Annotated in this window: 16 protein-coding genes; 7 read left to right on the forward strand and 9 right to left on the reverse strand. The window is 72.2% G+C overall.

What is annotated here, in order from left to right; genetic code table 11:
• Nucleotides 1-53: 53 nt before the first annotated feature.
• From ACFQGL_RS18200 to ACFQGL_RS18215, 4 genes are read right to left on the reverse strand one after another with little or no spacing between them, the layout of a single operon-like run.
• Complete coding sequence (locus ACFQGL_RS18200) at nucleotides 54-1250, reverse strand: acyl-CoA dehydrogenase family protein (protein ID WP_377513281.1); 1197 nt, start codon at nucleotides 1248-1250, stop codon at nucleotides 54-56.
• The gene (locus ACFQGL_RS18205; protein ID WP_377513282.1) at nucleotides 1247-2929 is read right to left on the reverse strand and encodes an acyclic terpene utilization AtuA family protein; all 1683 of its coding nucleotides are present in this window, start codon (nucleotides 2927-2929) and stop codon (nucleotides 1247-1249) included. Before ACFQGL_RS18205 ends, ACFQGL_RS18200 begins: the two co-directional genes overlap by 4 nt.
• On the reverse strand, nucleotides 2926-3723 hold the full coding sequence (locus ACFQGL_RS18210; RefSeq protein WP_377513283.1) for a TIGR03084 family metal-binding protein: 798 nt from the start codon (nucleotides 3721-3723) through the stop codon (nucleotides 2926-2928). The genes ACFQGL_RS18205 and ACFQGL_RS18210 overlap by 4 nt, the downstream gene beginning before the upstream one ends.
• 40 nt (nucleotides 3724-3763) lie before the next feature.
• Nucleotides 3764-4369: a TetR/AcrR family transcriptional regulator gene (locus ACFQGL_RS18215; RefSeq protein WP_377513284.1), complete on the reverse strand. Its 606-nt coding sequence runs from the start codon at nucleotides 4367-4369 to the stop codon at nucleotides 3764-3766.
• A gap of 108 nt (nucleotides 4370-4477) precedes the next feature.
• On the opposite strand from ACFQGL_RS18215, the gene ACFQGL_RS18220 reads away from it, so the two are divergent.
• Nucleotides 4478-5263: a metallophosphoesterase family protein gene (locus ACFQGL_RS18220; RefSeq protein WP_377513285.1), complete on the forward strand. Its 786-nt coding sequence runs from the start codon at nucleotides 4478-4480 to the stop codon at nucleotides 5261-5263.
• Nucleotides 5264-5336: 73 nt separating this feature from the next.
• On the opposite strand, the gene ACFQGL_RS18225 is transcribed toward ACFQGL_RS18220, so the two are convergent.
• Entirely contained in the window at nucleotides 5337-6083 is a 747-nt protein-coding gene (locus ACFQGL_RS18225; RefSeq protein ID WP_377513286.1) for a GntR family transcriptional regulator, read from the reverse strand.
• A gap of 838 nt (nucleotides 6084-6921) precedes the next feature.
• The gene (locus ACFQGL_RS18230) at nucleotides 6922-7599 is read right to left on the reverse strand and encodes a Crp/Fnr family transcriptional regulator (RefSeq protein WP_007466162.1); all 678 of its coding nucleotides are present in this window, start codon (nucleotides 7597-7599) and stop codon (nucleotides 6922-6924) included.
• Nucleotides 7600-7742: 143 nt separating this feature from the next.
• On the opposite strand from ACFQGL_RS18230, the gene ACFQGL_RS18235 reads away from it, so the two are divergent.
• From ACFQGL_RS18235 to ACFQGL_RS18260, 6 genes are all read left to right on the forward strand, one after another.
• Nucleotides 7743-8405, forward strand: coding sequence for an adenosylcobinamide amidohydrolase (locus tag ACFQGL_RS18235; RefSeq protein WP_377513287.1), 663 nt, complete (start codon nucleotides 7743-7745; stop codon nucleotides 8403-8405).
• Between the two features lie 56 nt (nucleotides 8406-8461).
• Nucleotides 8462-9634, forward strand: a complete 1173-nt coding sequence (locus ACFQGL_RS18240; protein ID WP_377513288.1) for a CapA family protein — start codon at nucleotides 8462-8464, stop codon at nucleotides 9632-9634.
• Between the two features lie 40 nt (nucleotides 9635-9674).
• Entirely contained in the window at nucleotides 9675-10463 is a 789-nt protein-coding gene (nth, locus tag ACFQGL_RS18245) for an endonuclease III (RefSeq protein ID WP_377513289.1), read from the forward strand.
• The gene (locus tag ACFQGL_RS18250; protein ID WP_377513290.1) at nucleotides 10460-11071 is read left to right on the forward strand and encodes a TlpA family protein disulfide reductase; all 612 of its coding nucleotides are present in this window, start codon (nucleotides 10460-10462) and stop codon (nucleotides 11069-11071) included. The genes nth and ACFQGL_RS18250 overlap by 4 nt, the downstream gene beginning before the upstream one ends.
• The gene (locus ACFQGL_RS18255; RefSeq protein WP_377513292.1) at nucleotides 11068-11760 is read left to right on the forward strand and encodes an NUDIX hydrolase; all 693 of its coding nucleotides are present in this window, start codon (nucleotides 11068-11070) and stop codon (nucleotides 11758-11760) included. The genes ACFQGL_RS18250 and ACFQGL_RS18255 overlap by 4 nt, the downstream gene beginning before the upstream one ends.
• A gap of 62 nt (nucleotides 11761-11822) precedes the next feature.
• Nucleotides 11823-13001: a MarP family serine protease gene (locus ACFQGL_RS18260; protein ID WP_377513294.1), complete on the forward strand. Its 1179-nt coding sequence runs from the start codon at nucleotides 11823-11825 to the stop codon at nucleotides 12999-13001.
• A gap of 13 nt (nucleotides 13002-13014) precedes the next feature.
• Here ACFQGL_RS18260 and ACFQGL_RS18265 read toward each other — a convergent pair whose 3' ends face one another.
• From ACFQGL_RS18265 to mycP, 3 genes are read right to left on the reverse strand one after another with little or no spacing between them, the layout of a single operon-like run.
• Nucleotides 13015-13725 carry a phosphatase PAP2 family protein gene (locus ACFQGL_RS18265; protein ID WP_377513296.1) on the reverse strand — a complete coding sequence of 237 codons (711 nt, stop codon included), beginning with the start codon at nucleotides 13723-13725 and terminating at the stop codon, nucleotides 13015-13017.
• A gap of 39 nt (nucleotides 13726-13764) precedes the next feature.
• Nucleotides 13765-14556 carry a phosphatase PAP2 family protein gene (locus tag ACFQGL_RS18270; RefSeq protein ID WP_377513298.1) on the reverse strand — a complete coding sequence of 264 codons (792 nt, stop codon included), beginning with the start codon at nucleotides 14554-14556 and terminating at the stop codon, nucleotides 13765-13767.
• A gap of 54 nt (nucleotides 14557-14610) precedes the next feature.
• Complete coding sequence (mycP, locus tag ACFQGL_RS18275) at nucleotides 14611-15948, reverse strand: type VII secretion-associated serine protease mycosin (protein WP_377513300.1); 1338 nt, start codon at nucleotides 15946-15948, stop codon at nucleotides 14611-14613.
• Nucleotides 15949-15964: the final 16 nt, after the last annotated feature.

Raw genomic sequence — 15964 nt, forward strand, 5'->3', positions numbered from 1 at the left:
TGCCTCCTTCGCTTGCGACTGCGGGGCTCGCAGGCCCGGCGCACTCCTCGCGCTCACAGACCCATGCCCTTCGCGATGATCTCGTTCATGATCTCGGTGGTCCCGCCGCCGATGCCGAGGATGCGGGCGTCCCGGTAGTGCCGCTCCACCTCGGCGTCGCGCAGGTACCCGAAGCCGCCGTGCAGCTGCAACGCCTGGTCGACGACGTGGTCGCAGGCGGCCACCGCGATGTTCTTGGCCATCGCCACCTCGGTCACCACCGGCTCACCGGCGACGACCCGCCCGGCCACCTCGTGCACGTACGCGCGGGCCGCCTCGGCCCGGGTGTGCATCTCGGCCAGCCGGTGCCGGATCAACTGACGACTGGCCAGCGGGCGGCCGAAGGTCTCCCGGTCCCGGCACCAGCGGACCGCCAACTCGACGCAGCGCTGCGCCGTCGCGTACGCCTGGGTGGCCAGCGAGAGCCGCTCGGCCGCGAAGTGCTGCATGATCGCCAGGAAGCCGGTGTCCTGCGCGCCGATCCGGTTGGCCACCGGCACCCGTACGTCGACGAAGGAGAGTTCGGCCGTGTCCGAGCAGTGCCAGCCGAGCTTCTCCAACCGGCGGCCGACGGTGAAACCGGGGCTGCCCTTCTCGATGACCAGCAGGGTGAGCGCGCCACTGCCCGGGAAGTCGGTGCAGACCGCAGTGGTCACGAAGTCCGCCCGGTGCCCGCTGGTGATGTAGGTCTTCGAGCCGTTCACCACGTAGTGGTCGCCGTCCCGACGGGCGGAGGTGCGGATGCCGGCGACATCCGAGCCGCCGTCCGGCTCGGTGATCGCCAGCGCGCCGATCATCGTGCCCTCCAGGGTGGGCCGGACGTACCGCTCGATCAGGCCGTCCGCGCCCGGCGCCGACACGCCGCCGAACCGGCCGCCGAGCGATCCGCCGGTGCTGGCGCCGGCCGCCGCGACCATGTGCGGCAGCGCGATGCCGTGCGTGAACAGGGCCGCGACCAGGCCGGACGAGCCGCCGGAACGGATCAGCTCCTCGGTCACCAGGATCGAGTCGAGCAGGTCGCCACCACTGCCACCGACGGACTCGGGGAAGCCGATGCCGAGCAGGCCGAGCTTCGCGGCGGTGGCGTGCAGCGCCAGCGGTACCTCGCCGGCCCGTTCCCACCCATCCAGGTGCGGCAGCACCTCGCGGGTCACGAACGCGCGGGTCAGCTCGCGCAGTTGCCGCCGCTCCGGGGTGTCCACGATGCTCATGTCACCTCCCGGCCGGTCGGCACGTCGACGGGCAGGTCGACGATCCGGGAGCGCAGCAGCTCGCCGAGCGCCTTCGCCTGCGGATCGAACCGGGTGGACGCGGCCACCCCCGCCCCGAGCAGCCCCTCGATCACGAAGTTGACCGCGCGCAGGTTCGGCAGCTCGTACCGCTGGACGGTCAACGTCGCGGTCTCCGGCAACAGCTCGGCCAGCCGCTCGACGGTCAGCCACTCGCGCAGCCAGGCGTACCCGACATCGGAACGCGCCCAGACCCCGAGGTTGGCGTCGCCGCCCTTGTCCCCGGAGCGCGCGCCAACCAGTTCACCGAGTGCCCCACGCCGGGTCGGGGGTAAGGAAGGGCACCTTGTTATCGGATTTTGTTGTACGGGGGACCCCTGCAAACCGGTGGTCGACGGGGGCGGGATCGTGACCCGCTCGCCGGAGGGCAGCACCGCGACGTGCGCCACCGCGTCCTGCGGCACCGCGTCCGCCGTGAAGACCCCGTACGGCGTGGCCTCGCCGGGCAGGGTGGTGAGCGTGCATCCCGGGTACGAGGCCAACGCGAGCTCCACCGCCGCCGCCGAGAAGGCCCGACCGGCCCGCGTCCGGTCGCTGTCCCGCAGGTGTACGTGCAGCAGGGCGCTGGCCGCCTCGGTGTCGGTGGCGTCCCGATGGTCGGTACGGGCCAGGACGAACTCCAGCCCGTCCTTGCCCACCGCCTCCTCGACCTGCGCCCGGACCAGGGCCGCCTTCGCCTCGATGTCGAGCCCACAGAGGACGAAGGTCATCGAGTTGCGAAAGCCGCCCAGGTTGTTGACGCCCACCTTGAGCGTGGCCGGCGGCGGGGTGCCCCGGACGCCGGTGACCCGTACCCGGTCCGGCCCGTCGGGGCGCAACGTCACGGTGTCCAGCCGGGTGGTCACGTCCGGCCCCAGGTACGCCGGCGCGCCGATCTCGTAGAGCAGTTGCGCGGTGACCGTCTCCACGGTGACCGCGCCACCGGTACCCGGATGTTTGGTGAGCACCGTGGAGCCGTCCGGATGCACCTCGGCGATCGGGAATCCGGGCCGGTGCCCACCGTCGGGCAGCTCGGTGAAGAAGCTGAAGTTGCCCCCGGTCACCTGCGCGCCGCACTCGACGAGGTGCCCCGCGACGGTCGCCCCGGCCAGCTCGTCCAGGTTGTCGTGGCTCCACCCGTACCGGGCGATGGCCGGACCGACCACCAGCGACGCGTCGGTGACCCGACCGGTGACCACCACGTCCGCCCCGCCGTCGAGGCACGCCGCGATCCCGAACGCGCCCAGGTAGGTGTTCGCGGTCAACGCGTTGGGCCGTTGTAGCGCGTCGCCCTCGACGTACCCGACCTGGGCCGGCAGGCCCAGCCGGGCGGCGAGCCGTTCGATGGCGGCGGCGAGGCCGGCTGGGTTGAGCCCGCCGGCGTTGGTCACGATCCGGACCCCCTGGTCGAGGGCGGTGCCGAGGCAGGTCTCCAGTTGGCGCAGGAAGGTCTTCGCGTAACCGAGGTCCGGGTCGCGTAGCCGGTCCCGGCCGAGGATCAGCATGGTCAGCTCGGCCAGGTAGTCGCCGGTCAGCACGTCCAGCTCGCCGCCGTCGAGCATCTCCTGCCAGGCCGTGAACCGGTCGCCGTAGAAGCCGGAGGCGTTGCCGATCCGGATCATGCCGGCGATCCGTTCGCGCCGGCCGGTTCCCGGCCGGTACCGGGTGGGCCGGCGAAGGCCTGCGCCACGTCGAGCCATTCGTCGGCGACCTGACCCGTAGCCGTCAGGGCCAGGTCGGCGCGGTGTCGACGCTGGGTGACCAGCAGGCAGAAGTCCAGTGCCGGGCCAGTGACCCGGTCCGCGGCGTCCGCCGGGCCCCAGCTCCACGTGTCGCCGCCGGGCCCGGTCAGCTCGACCCGGACCGGCGCCGTCGGCACCGCCCGGCCGTGGGCGGCGAAGCCGTGCCCGAGGGTACGGAAGCCGAGGTGCGCGATGTGCCGTAGTCGGTCGGTGGGCGGGTGGGTGACACCGAGTGCGTCGGCCACGTCCCCGCTGTGCGCCCAGGTCTCCATGATCCGGGCGGTAGCCATCGAGATGGGCGACATCCGGGTGCCGTACCAGGGCAGCTTCTCGCCGTTCGGGACGGCGGCCAGTGCGTCGGCGAGCGCGGTTCGGCCGGCACGCCACCGGGCGAGCAGTTCGGGAGGCGGGGCGAGGAACTCCTCGGCACCGGCGTCGACCAGCCGGCTCGGGTCCGGGCTCGCGGTCACCGTCGCGTAGAACGCCTCGACATCGGTGGCCGCCAGCAGGGCCACGTGGTCGGTCCAGGCGAGGTGGGCGATCTGGTGCCCGATGCTCCAGCCCGGCGCGGGGGTCGCGCGCTCCCAGCCGGACGGAGGCAGCGGGCTCACCAGTGTGTCCAGCTGGGCGGACTCGGCGGCCAGATCCGCGAGCAGGTCCTTGAGGTCGACCATGGTGCCTCCGGTCAGGGCGGGCCCGGCAGCGGGCGGCCGGTCAGGGCGTGAGCAGGGTGGCGAGTTGGCGTTTCCAGGTGGCGAGCAGTGCGGTACGGCGGGCCGAGTCGTCGCTGAGTAGGTTGGCCACCCCGAGCCCGCGGAGCAGGTCGAGGGTGGCCTGCACCGCTTCGCGGACGCCGGGGCGACGCTCGTCGACGCCGAGCAGGGCGACGGTGAGGCGGTGCATCTCCCGGCCGACCGTCGCCTCCAGCGGCACCAGGGCGTCCCGTAGTTCCCGGTCGGTGCGGGCGGCGACCCAGAGTTCGAGCGCCGCCACGAAGAGCGGCCCGGTGAAGGCCGCGCTGAGCAGGTCGACTACCCGGTCCAGTCGTTGCGGCCCGGCGGGCAACGCCTCGGCCTCCGTCCGCAGCTCGTCTGCCCGGCGCTCGGCAAGATGGGCCACGGCGGCCGTCACCAGGGCGGCCTTTGTGGGGTAGTGGTGCAACTGGGCGCCGCGCGAGACGCCGGCCCGGGCCGCGACCACGGTGGTGGTGGTGCCGGACCAGCCGTGCTCGATCAGACAGTCGACGGTCGCCTCCAGCAGCCGGGCCTGGGTGGCTCGGCTGCGTTCCTGCTGAGGGACGCGCGTCGATGCGGCGGACACGGGGACAGCCTGCGTCCTGAGAAACAAACAGTCAAGCCTGACTTTTTCGGTGTCTGCCGGGCGCAGAATTCCTGGACTCGCCGCCACGTTGGCGGCCAGGGTGGGGCCATGCTGAACCGGGTCGCTGTGCTCTCCGACATCCACGGGGTGTTGCCCGCGCTGGAGGCCGTGCTGGCCGAGCCGGACGTCGCGGCCGCCGATCTCATCGTGCTCACCGGCGACATCGCCGCCGGCCCGCAGCCGGTCGAGGTGCTCGACCTGCTCGCCGCTCTCGGCGACCGGGCCTGCTGGGTCGGCGGCAACGCCGACCGCGAGTTGGTCGAGGCCCGCAGCGGCAAGCCCGCGTCGATCGAGGTGTCGGACTGGGCCGCCGAGCAGCTTCGCGACGACCAGGTCGAGCGGCTGGCCGCGCTGCCGCTGACGGTGACGCTGGACGTCGATGGCCTGGGCCCCGTCCTGTTCTGCCACGCCACCCCTCGGGACGACGAGGAGGTGGTGCTCGTCGACACCCGGATGGCGCGCTGGGCCGAGGTCTTCGCCGAGGTGCCGGCCGAGGTGGGCACGGTGGTGTGCGGGCACACGCACATGCCGTTCAGCCGGCTCGTCGACCGCCGCCTGGTGGTGAATCCCGGCAGCATCGGCATGCCATACGGGGGTGCCGGGGCGTACTGGGCGCTGCTCGGGCCCGGTGTGCAGCTACGTCGTACCGCCTTCGACGCGGACGCCGCCTGCGCCCGGGTGGCCGCCGAGTCCACCTTTCCGGACGCTGCCGCGTGGGCGGACGAGTACCTGCGCTCCCGTTACAGCGACGCCGAGGCGCTCGCCGTCTTCGCTCCCCGCGACGGTCGCCGACCCGTACAGCCGACGCCGATCGCGACAGACAGCGCCGGCTGAAGCTGCTGCACACCGCGCTGGCCCTACGGTGTGACCGGTTGCGGGCCAACTCGAGCGCCTCGCTGGCCTACCGTCAGTCCACCCGGATCCGGTACACCAACTCATAACGGCCACGCGGCAGCACGATGTTCGCCGTCTCGACCGGCTTACCGGCCGCGTAGTACGTCCGTTCAATCTCGTACACATCGGCTCGGGTGGGCAGCCCGAGCGCCTCCGTCTCGGCCTCCAACGCGGGCCGTGAGTTGATCCGCTCCTCAAACTCGTCGACGTGTACACCGATGACGTCCATCCGGGCCACTACGCCGACCGCCGCTCCGGCCTCCGGCCACTCCACCGAGGTGCCGCCGGTGACACCCAGAGGCTCGTAGGACGTCGACAACTGGATCGGCTCGCCGTCTGCCAGGAACCGGTACGTCGTCCGCATGACCGGCGTGCCCGGCTCGACACCAAGCCGGACGGCGATCTGGCTGTCGGCCAGATCGTGGCGGCTGTCATGCTCCCAGGAGCCCTGCTGCCCGGCCCGGGTCGCGTCCCGTCCGAACGGAGACGTCGGGCCGGCGGCGGTACGCAGGTCCCGCCCGTGCGCGTGGCGTACCAACCGACGGGCGGCCCGGACATAAACGCCGGACCCGGCTCTACCTTCGACGATCCCCTCGCCTTTGAGGACGCTGATCGCCCACTTGGCAACGGTGCGGCTCACCTCGTACTGCTGCATCAGCTTCGTCTCGCTGGGAAGTTTCGCGCCGGCGGGCAGAGCGCCGGACTGGATCTGCGCGCGTAGCTCCGCAGCGATCGCCAGGTAGGCAGGCGTTCGTGGCATAGGGAGAACCTCCGGTCAGCCCGCCCAGTCGACCACACGCAACCTAGTGTGCCAAGTTTGCGCGTCGCCCTTGCTCGAGGGAAACCTAGTGCACTAGCTTTTGAATGGCTCCCCGCCACTGGTCGACTCCGGTCAGCAACCAATGTCGGCGTGGCGGGGAGTCCCAGGGTCGCACCGCCGGAAACACCCCGCCCGCTGTGGCCCCCATCTATCCGAAGGGTTGTCGATGTGGCGCAATCTGATCATCCGTTTGACCCGCAGGATCGGCCGGCGAGTGGTGCCACCGGCACCCTCCGTCAGTCAGGCATGGGAAGCCGCCGACCGGGAGGCCGCTCAACGGCGACTACGCGACCTGGCGGAGCGGCGGCGGACCGAACATCTCTGCGATGGGCCGACACCATGATGGGCGAGGTCCCGATTACCGTGCGCTCGGCCAGGGCCGACCAGGCGCAACGTTCGATCGACGCCCTGCCCCGGGTGTTGGCAGGTGAGCATTTTCCCGGCCGGCCGAAGTGGGACTGCAGGTCGTGCGGACAGTCATGGCCCTGTGTCCAGGCGGCCGAACTGCGCGAACGGTTCGTGGCCTGGACCCGATGACTCGTGGGCAGCATCCATCCCGGTGACGATGGTTTCCACCACCACGACTGGTCGCATCGCTGGTCCGGGGGACCTGGCGACGAGGCCGGGCAGTCCGCCTACCAGGCAGCGCTCAAGGCGCACATGGAGGACCACTGTCGCGGCGAGGACACCAAGCCCCGGCGGACAGACATGCACCCCGCCAGCCCAACCGGCCCGGATCGCCAACAGCGATCCGGGCCGGGGAAGCTATGACAGCCGATCAGACGCGGGCGCGGCGGGCCAGGCGCTCCGGGTCGAGGATGATGATGCTCTTGCCGTCCAGCCGCAGCCAGCCCCGCGAGGCGAAGTCGGCCAGCGCCTTGTTGACGGTCTCGCGGGAGGCGCCCACGAGCTGGGCGATCTCCTCCTGGGTGAGGTCGTGCGTCACCCGCAGTACGCCGCCGTCGCGGGTGCCGAAGCGCCCGGCCATCTGGAGCAGGTTCTTGGCGACCCGGCCCGGCACGTCCGTGAAGATCAGGTCGGCCAGCGAGTCGTTGGTCCGGCGCAGCCTGCGGGCGAGCACCCGGAGCAGCTGCTCGGCGATCTCCGGGCGGTTGTTCAGCCACGGCCGCAGTGCCTGCTTGCGCAGCCGCACCAGACGCGTGTCGGTAACCGCGGTGGCGGTCGCCGTACGCGGACCCGGGTCGAAGAGCGACAACTCGCCGACCATGTCCGACGGACCCATCACCGCGATCAGGTTCTGTCGACCGTCCGCCGCGCGGCGGCCAACCTTGATCTTCCCGGACAGCAGGATATAGAGGCTGTCACCGGGCTCGCCCTCATTGAAGACGATCTCGCCCTTGCGGACCTCGATCGTCTCCATCTCCTTGGCGAGCGCCTCGGCAGCTTCCGGGTCGACACCCTGGAAGATCCCGCTGCGGGCCAGTACCTCGTCCATCGCGCACCTCCGGTTGCGCGTGCCGTCCGTCGGCCGGGGCCGCCGTCCGCTGATCCCCTCGCGCGCCGCCAAGTCTAGGCGCACGTGAGCATGAATCCGAGGTCGCCCCTGGAAACGTGATCGTTGGGCGTAACCTGCCCGACGTGCTGAGCGACCCGACTCTGACCAGCCGTGCCGAGGACGGACGGGACGTACCGCTTCTCGTCTGGCGCGCGGACGGGCCGCTACGGGCGGTCAGCAGCGGCCCGCTCGGCGGTGGCATCGGGGTCCGGCACTGGGTGCTGAACGCGACCGTGCCCATGTCGTACGGCCGGGACGATCCCGCCGTGCACCTCGCCGCGCTCGCCGCCGACCTGGCCCTCGACGGCGCCGGGGTGGGTCTGCTGACCGGCGTCGATGTGACCGAGGTGGTGGCACGTACCGACACCGGCGTACGGGTGTGGGCGACGGTCGGGCTCGGCACCCCGGTCCCGGCCGCCGCGCCGGCCCCGGCCGCGCTCACCCAACCCGTCGGCACGGTCAACATCGTGGTGTACGTCCCGGCCCGGCTCGCGGACGCGGCGCTGGTCAACGCGGTGGCCACCGCGACCGAGGCGAAGACCCAGGCGATCATGGAGCTGGGGTTGGCGGCCACCGGCACCCCCACCGACGCGGTCACCGTGCTCTGCCCGGTGGACGGTCCGGAGGCCGCGTACGGCGGACCACGCTCCACCTGGGGCGCCCCGCTGGCCCGAGCGGTGCACGCCGCCGTGCTCGCCGGCGGCGCCGGACCGGTGGTGCCCTGGTCAGACCGGCTGTCCGGCTGAACTTACGACCGATCGGCCCTCGTCGGCGCTTTAGTGGCCCGGTAGTGTCGCGGACGATGTACATTTCCGCCTTTCTCGCGTCCCGCCGGCCGCGCCGCGCCGCTCTCGGCCTCGGCGCGCTGCTGGCCGCCCTGCTCCTGGCTGCCTGCGGTGACGCGGGTGAACCGGCGACGTGGCAGCCCGGTGCTGGCGGCGGTGACACCGGCGCGCCGGTCGCCACGGCCGGCCCGAAGCCCACCGCTGCCGCCTCCGGCGGGGGCGGTGCCATCTCGCTCTCCGCGACCGGCGACATCATCATGGGCAACGCGCCGAGTCGGCTGCCCGCCAACGGTGGGAAGGGCTTCTTCGCCTCGGTGACGGCCGCGCTCAAGGCCGACGTGGTGATGGGCAACCTGGAGGAGCCGCTGACGGTGGACACCGGCACCGGCAAGTGCGGGGCCAACTCCACCCGCTGCTTCCAGTTCCGCGCTCCGCCGGAGTACGCCGCGCACCTGCGGGACGCCGGTTTCGACGTGCTCAACCAGGCCAACAACCACGGCTACGACTACGGGCCCAAGGGTTACGAGAACACCCAGAAGGCATTGAAGCAGTACGACCTGAAGCACACCGGCGCCCCGGACGAGTACACGGTGGTCGAGGTCAAGGGCGTCAAGGTCGCGGTCGTCGGCTTCTCGTCGTACGTCTGGTCCAACAGCCTGGTCGACATCGCCAAGGCCAAGACGGTGGTCGCCAAGGCCGCCACCATGGCCGACCTGGTCGTGGTGCAGGTGCACATGGGCGGCGAGGGAGCGGACAAGACCCGGGTCAAGCCGGGCACCGAGCTCTTCCTGGGCGAGAACCGGGGCGATCCGGTCAAGTTCTCGCACGCGATGATCGATGCCGGCGCCGACCTGATCGTCGGGCACGGGCCGCACGTGCTGCGCGGCATGGAGTTCTACAAGGGCCGGCTGATCGCGTACAGCCTGGGCAACTTCGCCGGTGGTGGCAACTCACTGAGCAACACCGGCCAGCTCGGCTGGGGCGGGGTCCTGAAGGTGTCGGTTCGGCCGGACGGCACCTGGGCCGGTGGTTCGTTCACCTCGACGTACATGAACTCCGCCGGCAAGCCGACGATGGACCCGGCCGACCGTGGTCTGGGCCTGATCGGCGACCTGAGCCGTAGCGACTTCCCCAAGGGCGGCGCCCGGTTCGACGGGCAGGGCAAGATCTCTCCGCCCGCCGCAGGCTGACCCGACGGGATCGTCCGGGGCGCGACGTAGGCTGACCGTCGTGACCAGTAGCCCTCCCGGTGCCGGCGAGACCGACCTCGGGCGCAAACGCCGTGCCCGCAAGATCGGTCGGGTGCTCACCGAGACCCACCCCGACGCGCACTGTGAGCTGGACCACGGCAACGCCCTGGAGTTGGCCGTCGCCACGATCCTCTCCGCGCAGTGCACGGACAAGAAGGTCAACGAGGTCACCCCGAAGCTCTTCGCCCGCTACCCGACCGCCGCGGCCTACGCCGGCGCGGACCGGGGCGAGATGGAGGAGCTGATCCGGCCCACGGGGTTCTACCGCAACAAGACCGACTCGCTGCTCAAGCTCGGGCAGGCCCTCCTGGACCGGTACGACGGCCAGGTCCCCGGCCGCCTCGTCGACCTCGTGACACTGCCCGGGATCGGTCGCAAGACCGCGAACGTCATCCTCGGCAACGCCTTCGACGTCCCCGGCATCACCGTCGACACGCATTTCCAGCGGCTGGTCCACCGTTGGCGGCTGACCGCCGAGACCGACCCGGTAAAGATCGAGCACGCCATCGGCGCGCTCTACGAGAAGCGCGACTGGACGATGCTGTCGCACCGGATCATCTTCCACGGACGACGGGTCTGCCACGCCCGTAAGCCGGCCTGTGGCGCGTGCACGCTGGCCAAGCTCTGCCCCTCGTACGGCACCGGGCCGACCGATCCGACCGTCGCCGTCAAACTGCTCAAGGGCCCCCGGGCACGTGATCTCGCGGTCGCGGCCGGTGTCGACCCGGCGCTGGTCCCCGCACAGGCGATCGCGGCGGAGGTGCCGTGAACCGCCGTCTGGCCCTGCTGACCCTGCCGTTGCTGCTGGCCGTCGGCGGTTGCACCACCGGCGCGACCGACGAACCGCCACCCCGTCCGGCCGCCGCCGAGCGACCGTCCCCGTTCGAGGACTGCGGCGGGCTGAGCACCGCGCCCACGGCCGGCCCGGCCGCCACCACACCCGCCACGGGCGGTGCGGCGTTGCCGGAGCTGACCCTGGCCTGTTTCACCGGCGGCGCCCCGGTCGCGTTGCGGAGTGTGGCCGGGCCGGCCGTGATCAACGTGTGGGCCTCCTGGTGCCCGCCGTGCCGCAAGGAGCTGCCCGCCTTCCAGCGACTCAGCGACCGGGCCGCCGGTCGACTCCAGGTGGTCGGCGTCAACAGTCGGGACAGCCGGGCCGGAGCCCAGTCCATCGGCGAGGACTTCGGCGTGCGCTTTCCGATCCTGGTGGACCAGGGTGAGGCCCTGCAACGCGAGCTGAATCGTGTCGCCATCCCGCTGACCCTCTTCGTCGACGCGCAGGGCCGGATCCGGCACATCGACGCCACCGGCGCGCTCGACGACGCCCGGCTCGCCAAGCTGGTCAACACCCACCTCGGTCTGACGGTGCCGGTGTGACCCGTCGACCGCCGGACTGGATCGAGCCGTTGCTGACCCGGCTGGGCACCGCCCGCGCCGAGGACTTCACCCGGCTGACCACGCCCGCCGAGGGCGGCCGGGAGAGCGCCGTGCTGGTGCTGCTCGGCGAACATCCCGACACCGGCCCCGACGTGCTGGTCCTGCAACGTGCCGCCACCCTGCGCAACCACGCCGGCCAGCCTGCCTTTCCGGGCGGCGCGGCCGACCCGGAGGACGCCGACGTCCGGGCCACCGCCCTGCGCGAGGCGAACGAGGAGGTCGGCCTCGACCCGTCCAGCGTGACCGTGCTGGCCGAGCTGCCGAAGCTCTGGATCCCGGTCAGCGACTTCGTGGTCACCCCGGTGCTGGGCTGGTGGCACGAACCGCACCCGGTGCACCCCCGGGAGCCCGCCGAGGTGGCGCACGTGGCCCGGTTGCCGGTCAGCGAGCTGGTCGATCCGGCCAACCGGCTGCAGGTCCGCCACCCCAGTGGCTGGATCGGGCCGGCGTTCTCGTCGCGCGGCATGCTGGTCTGGGGCTTCACCGCCGGTGTGCTGGCCACTCTGCTCGAGATGGGCGGCTGGGCCCGCCCGTGGCCGCACGGCCGGGTGGTCGAGTTGCCGCCGACCGGGGCAACTCCGGCACCGTCGGCCGGCACCGACGATGTCGACGAGACAGCCGTGCGCTGACGCACGGTCACCTTCCGCAAGCGATGGTCATCTGGCGGGCGCACTGCCCGTACGCTTGACCCGTGTCCGTCGTGGATCTCGTCCTGCTGCTGCTCATGCTCGTGTTCGCGATCAGCGGATACCGCCAGGGCTTCGTCATCGGAATCCTGTCGTTCTCCGGCTTCTTCCTGGGGGCGCTGCTGGGCCTCCAGCTCGGGCCGCTGCTGGCCCGGCAGTTCGTGGACGGCGGCACCCGCGTACTGATCTCGCTGGTGGTGGTCTTCGGGCTGGCCGTGGTCGGTCAGGCGCTGGCCGGCTGGCTCGGCTCGCACCTGCGCAAAACGATCACCAGTGAGGTGGGCAAGCGGGTCGACGACGTCGGCGGGGCGTTCGTCTCGCTGTTCGCGGTGCTGCTGGTCGCCTGGCTGGTCGCCGTACCGCTCGGGTCGTCCTCGCTGCCCTGGCTGGCGGCCTCGGTGCGCAACAGCGCGTTGATCACGGTCGTGGACCGGGTCCTGCCGGAGCGGGCACAGCAGCTCTCCACCGCGCTGCGGGACACCGTCGACACCAACGGCTTCCCGGACGTCTTCGGTGACCTCGCGCCCACCCGGGCCCGGCAGGTCGACCCGCCCGACCCGGCGTTGGCCGGCTCCCAGGTGGTGGTCAACGGCAAGCGGTCGGTGGTCAAGGTGCTCGGGTCCGCGCCGAGTTGCTCGCGTCGGATCGAGGGATCGGGCTTCGTGTACGCCGACGACCGGGTGATGACCAACGCGCACGTGGTCGCCGGTACCCGCTCGGTGGCGGTGGAGCTGGGCGGCGACCGGTACGACGGCCAGGTGGTGGTCTACGACCCCGACCGCGACCTGGCCGTGCTGCACGTCCCCGGGCTACCCGGCCCGTCGCTGCGGTTCGCCGCCGGCAACGCGGGCAGCGGCTCCGACGCCATCGTGCTCGGCTTCCCGCTCGACGGTCCGTACAACGCGCAGTCGGCACGGGTACGCGACGTCGACCGGATCACCGGCCCGGACATCTACTCCTCCGGCGACGTCACCCGGGAGATCTACACGATCCGGGCGCTGGTCCGCAGCGGTAACTCCGGCGGCCCACTGCTCTCGGCCAACGGCCTGGTGCTCGGCGTGATCTTCGCGGCGGCGGCCGACGACCCGAACACCGGGTTCGCGGTGACCGCGGCCGAGGCCCGCCCGGTGGCGTTGGCCGGCGCGGAGCGCACACGGGGTGTCGGCACCGGCGAGTGCACCTGACCGCCGTCCCGGGTCAGCTCCGGGCCGGCGCGACCGACCGGCCTCCGGCTCTGGGCAGCGCGGCACGCCCCCAGCGCACGCTCCGGTCCAGCACCGAACGGGCCATGATCGCCACGCAGGTGCCGCCGTTGACAAACGACGCCAGCACGTCGCTCGGGTGGTGCATCCCCCGGTACATCCGGGTCAGAGCCACCCCCAGCGGCACCATCAGCAGCAGCGTCCACCAGGCGACCTTCGCCCCGGTACGCCGCGACCGGAGCGCCATCAGCACCGCGATCCCGACGTAGAGCGCGACCGCCGCCGAGGTGTGCCCGGACGGGAAGCTGGACGTGGGCGGTGAGACGTCCATGTGCTCCACCGCCGGCCGCTGCCGGTCGATCACCATCGTGGTGAGCAGGAACACCAGCGCCTGGGCGGACACGGCCGCGCACAGGAACAGCGGCTCCCGCCACCGACGCAGCCAGAGCCGCAGTGCCAACGCCACCAGCACGGTGACCACGACGATCATCTGCGTGCTGGCCAGGGTGCTGAACACCAGCGACACGGCGTTCCAGCCGGCGGTGCGGTCGCCAGCCAACTCCCGGTTGACCGCGTCCTCCGCCGTCAACGGCCAGGTCCGGGCGAACACCCGGGTGACCAGCACCCCGAGCAGCAGCATGACGCCGAGCAGGAGGGACACCGGCAGCAGCACCCGCCGGAGGATCTGGAGCACGGTGTGGGACATGAGCGGCCAAGTACCCGATCGGCCTCGTCGGCACACACCTCAGGTGTCGTCCGGGTGCCGCTCGATCTCGGGTGCGACGCCCTCGCGGGCCGGATGGACCGGGCGCAGGCCGGTGTGCGCCCGCCAACTGGTGAACGCGGCCGTGGTCGCCGCGATCACCGCAACACCGAGCAGCCAGCCGCCGAGCACATCGCTGGCGAAGTGCACGCCGAGCGCCACCCGGCTCACGCCGGTCAACACGGTGACCAGCACCGCGGCGACCCAGAGCACCACCCGCCACACCCCCCGACCGGCGTACGGCAGGAACACCAGCAGCAGCACCCCGGCGGCCAGAGTGGCGTTCAGCGCGTGCCCCGAGGGGAACGAGTAACCGGCCGCCCGGGCCACCGGGTCGAGCAGATCCGGTCGATCCCGGCCGACGAGCAGCTTGAGCAGCGGACCGAACAACCCACCCACCACCAGGGTGGTGGCCGCCCAGAATGCCAATCGGCGGGCTCCCCGGCGCAGCAGCCAGATCACCACGAGCAGAGCGACGGCCCGCAGCGGCAGCGGCGCGAACACCTCCGACCAGACCCGCATCAGCGTGACCCAGACCGGGTGGTCGACCGCATAGCCGTGCAGCACGTCGGTGATCGCCCCATCCAGCCGGTGCAGAGGCGCCCACGCCCCGAGCACCAGCAACGCGAGCAGCGCGAACGGCACCAGCACCAGGAACGCCGCGGACGCCGCGAGGGTCAGCCGCAGGCCCAGCGAATGGTCCGGGTCGAGGCGGCGGCTCCGCCAGGACGTGTGTCGGGCGGGGTCGACGGTGCGTAGGCCGGGCGTACTCATGCGGCCGGTTCTACCCACCATGCGAAGCGGTCAGGCATGCTCGCGCGGTCTGGATCAGCGGACCCGCTGGCGGAACCGGCGCACCATCAACGCCGCGCCGGTGACCAGAGCGACGAAGATGGCCGCCCCCGTCCAGAGCCGTTCCGGCGCCGAATCGTCCTGTGCACCCGCCGGCCGGGCCGCCCACCGGGTCTGCTGCCGTGGGGCGGTGAGACCCAGCGGGTCGGTGCCCGCGCCGGCCACCCGATCGTCGTCGGCGGAACCGGGGGCGGGGCCGAAGCCGACCACACCCGGTGACGTCTGGTCGTCCAACGGGTTGGCGGTCACCGGCGGCACGTCCGCGGTCAGAGCCGCGACCGGGTCCACCACCCCGTACCCGAAGCGGTCGTCCCGCCCGGTCGGGCCGAGGTCACGCGCGGTGGCCAACAGTCGGTTGACCACCTCGCCGGCGGGCATCTGGGGATAGCGGGACCGGACCAGTGCGGCGGTCGCCGCCACCAGCGGGGCGGCGAAGCTGGTGCCCTGCACCCGCCAGTAGCCGCTCGGGGGACGGGCGCCGACCAGCCCGGTGGCGGGGGCGGTGAGCACCGTCGCCCGACCCGTGATCGAGCCGGACCACAGGTTGTCGCTGCTGCGCTCAAGCCCCGAGACCGCGATCACGCCCGGCTCGCGGGCCGGGTACCAGACCTTGGAGTTGCTGGAGGTGGCCAGGTTGCCGGTGCAGGCGACCACCACCACGTCCCGGACGAACGCGTAGTCGAGCGCCGCGGCCAGCGCCGGGCTGTCGCCGCCGCCGCCGAGCGACAGGTTGATCACGCGGGCGCCGTTGTCGACCGCCCAGCGCACTCCCTGGGCGACGATCAGCGCGTCGTCGTAACGGTTCTGGTCGTCGAGCACGCGTACCGGCAGGATCCGTGCGTCCGGTGCCAGGCCGACCACGCCGCGCTTGTCGTCCTTCCGGCCGGCGATCAGGCCGGCCACCGTGGTGCCGTGCCCCACCGGGTCCGGGCCGGCGCCGCCCTCGGGGCCGACCAGGTCCCGACCGGACAGCACCTGGCCGACCAGGTCGGGATGGTTGGCGTCCACCCCGGAGTCGACCACCGCGACGGTCACGCCGCGCCCGGTCGAGGTGCGCCAGGCCGTCTCGGCTCGCAGCTCGTCGAGCTGCCACTGCTCGTCGCGAACCTGGTCGCCACGGGCCAGGCTGTCGGCGGGGGCGAACGCTGCCGGCGCACCGGCGAGTTGGCCGCCGGCGGCGGGCGCGGTGGCAGGCACGGCGGCGGCCGGGGCGACGACGGTGAGCACGGCCGCCACGCCGAGCAGCGCCCGCGCGGTAGCCCGCAGGGTCGCTGCCGGACCGCTGTGCCGAACCCCAGTCACATCCTCAGCCATTCATCCCAACGGAACC

This window comes from Micromonospora vulcania, from assembly GCF_042658605.1.
Classification (GTDB): Bacteria; Actinomycetota; Actinomycetes; order Mycobacteriales; family Micromonosporaceae; genus Micromonospora; species Micromonospora vulcania.